This is a genomic window from Mesorhizobium sp. LNHC229A00 (assembly GCF_000502415.1).
GTDB lineage: Bacteria > Pseudomonadota > Alphaproteobacteria > Rhizobiales > Rhizobiaceae > Mesorhizobium.
On sequence record NZ_AYWQ01000102.1, the window covers coordinates 1 to 1,910 of the forward strand.

1 protein-coding gene and 3 pseudogenes are annotated in these 1,910 nt (G+C 58.3%); 3 read left to right on the forward strand and 1 reads right to left on the reverse strand.

Going from position 1 to position 1,910, the window contains the following annotated elements:
* The coding region (locus tag X742_RS1000000175130; RefSeq protein WP_032925166.1) for a hypothetical protein at nt 1-628 on the forward strand (628 nt) is incomplete at its 5' end.
* A gap of 77 nt (nt 629-705) precedes the next feature.
* Here the strand turns inward: X742_RS1000000175130 and X742_RS1000000174630 are convergent.
* A pseudogene (locus X742_RS1000000174630) lies at nt 706-858 on the reverse strand (hypothetical protein); the annotation flags it as partial.
* Between X742_RS1000000174630 and X742_RS1000000176875 the strand changes: the two are divergent.
* Together X742_RS1000000176875 and X742_RS1000000174640 are read left to right on the forward strand one after the other, a co-directional pair.
* A pseudogene (locus X742_RS1000000176875) lies at nt 857-1,122 on the forward strand (hypothetical protein); the annotation flags it as partial. The pseudogenes X742_RS1000000174630 and X742_RS1000000176875 overlap by 2 nt on opposite strands.
* A gap of 657 nt (nt 1,123-1,779) precedes the next feature.
* Nucleotides 1,780-1,910: pseudogene (locus tag X742_RS1000000174640) on the forward strand (transposase); the annotation flags it as partial.

Genomic DNA, 1,910 nt, shown 5'->3' on the forward strand with positions numbered 1-1,910 from the left:
AGAAACCGGGGTTGATAAGGATTTCGAGCTCCTGCGGTTCGTATCAGGTCGCAATCGGGCGGAAGGGCGGAAGCTCGAAACGCTCTACAAGAGAGCCGGGCTTCGGGTGCCAGAACAGTTTGGCGACGAGGAGGCTGGCACGCAATCCCAGCCGGTTTCCCCTGCCAAGGCGAAGATCGAAGCGGTGCTGGCCGCGCTCAAGCTGGCGAGCAAGGAATTCGATCAAATTTTCAAGGCCATTCGAGCACGGATGAATTGGCGAAGCCGCTTTAAACTGATCTCGGCCGTCATCGGCGCCGTGGCATCAAGTTCGCTGGTGGCAATGCTCGGGTCCGACAAGGCAAATCTGCCTTGGGGTTTGATCACCGCGATAGTCGCCCTGTTGGCTTCGCTGGCGACAATCGTAGCCGACCGGTTGGGTATCAGTGACAAAGAATTTTGGGACAAGCTCACGCAGGCTTCGCAGCTCAAAGCTGATTCCAGTGTGGTCCAGGCCCGGTTGGATGGAGTAGCCAGCAGCGGAGCCTCCGAGGCTGATGCTGCCGCCTTTGTCGCTCGCGCCTGGGAGATCGTCGAGGGTCTAACGCGATTGAATGCGGCGCTTCGAATTGGCCAGGTCGATCATTAAGCGTCACCATCCCAACTACCTTCGACATCTTTCAAGCGAAAGTAGCATAAGGTATGCTGTGGAACTGACGGTGCGGGTCATCGCCAACTCCTCTTCCATCGCGCTCCATCGTATGTGAGGCGCATACCAGTTGCCGCCGACAGGCGCGATGCGGCCTTCCTTCCCAAGCCCAACGATTTCGCAAGCGCTGATCGGGTGGCCGAATAGCTGGGGGCGACCATGGGATAATCCTCCGACCTCACGCAGTCAGAAGTGCTGGTGCTGATGTGCATCGCCCATTTCGAGCCGATCACCCGCGCCGAGTTTGTCGTCTTTCATCGGCAAGGAGATCAGCCGCGATTTTATTGGTCATATGCGCGGAGCGANCATCGCCCATTTCGAGCCGATCACCCGCGCCGAGTTTGTCGTCTTTCATCGGCAAGGAGATCAGCCGCGATTTTATTGGTCATCTGCGCGGAGCGAAGCTGATTGCGTCCGGTCCGCGCTCCCCGACGTCGGCGCAGGCGACGCTGACGACCAGCTCTGCCTCATCATCTCCGAGTTGCGGTAGCCTTCGGGACCTTTCGGTCGCGGCCGCGATTGGTTCAAGACACCAGGCGTCTGGAGTTCATGGCGAAGCTGGCTTCGTCGCTCTGGAACAAGAACGGCTTTCTGGCTGCCTGGGTAGCCGACAAGGTTAGGATAAACGAAGGAGCCGACGCATGGAACAAAATGCTCCAAGCCTGCCAGGCTGATACGGACTTTGGAGTGAGCAAGTGCGAGATCGATGAGCCGATCACCAAGTGTCCGTTGGACAAACAGCGAATGCCTCCGTTTCCTGAAGGTCTATCTCAACATCTCCAGGAAGCCGCGTACACACATGTCTACGTAGAATGCACCCCCGCGCCAGCTCCGGCTAGTGCCCTAAGCACGCCTAGTCCGCCACAGTGCGGCGAAACGGTGGCGACCGGAATGTCGGGGTCGGGTTTCTTTGTTTCAGGCGATCAGCTGCTGACCAACGCCCATGTAGTCAAAGGGTGTGACGACGTCGATACTTCCATCGGTGGGATACGATCTCCCGGTAAGGTCATGGCGAGGGACCCAAGCAATGGCCTGCTGCCGGTTCCATGGACACCGAGTTAAGGTGTTGAAGATGGAACCGGAGTTTTCCCATGGAGAGAAGAAAGTTCAGCCGCGAGTTCAAGCTGAGGCTGTGAGGCTGGTGAAGGAACGGGGTGTTGCGGTCGCGCAGCGGCTCGGGATCTGGACCTGCACGAGAATGTGCTGCGCAAATGGATACGTG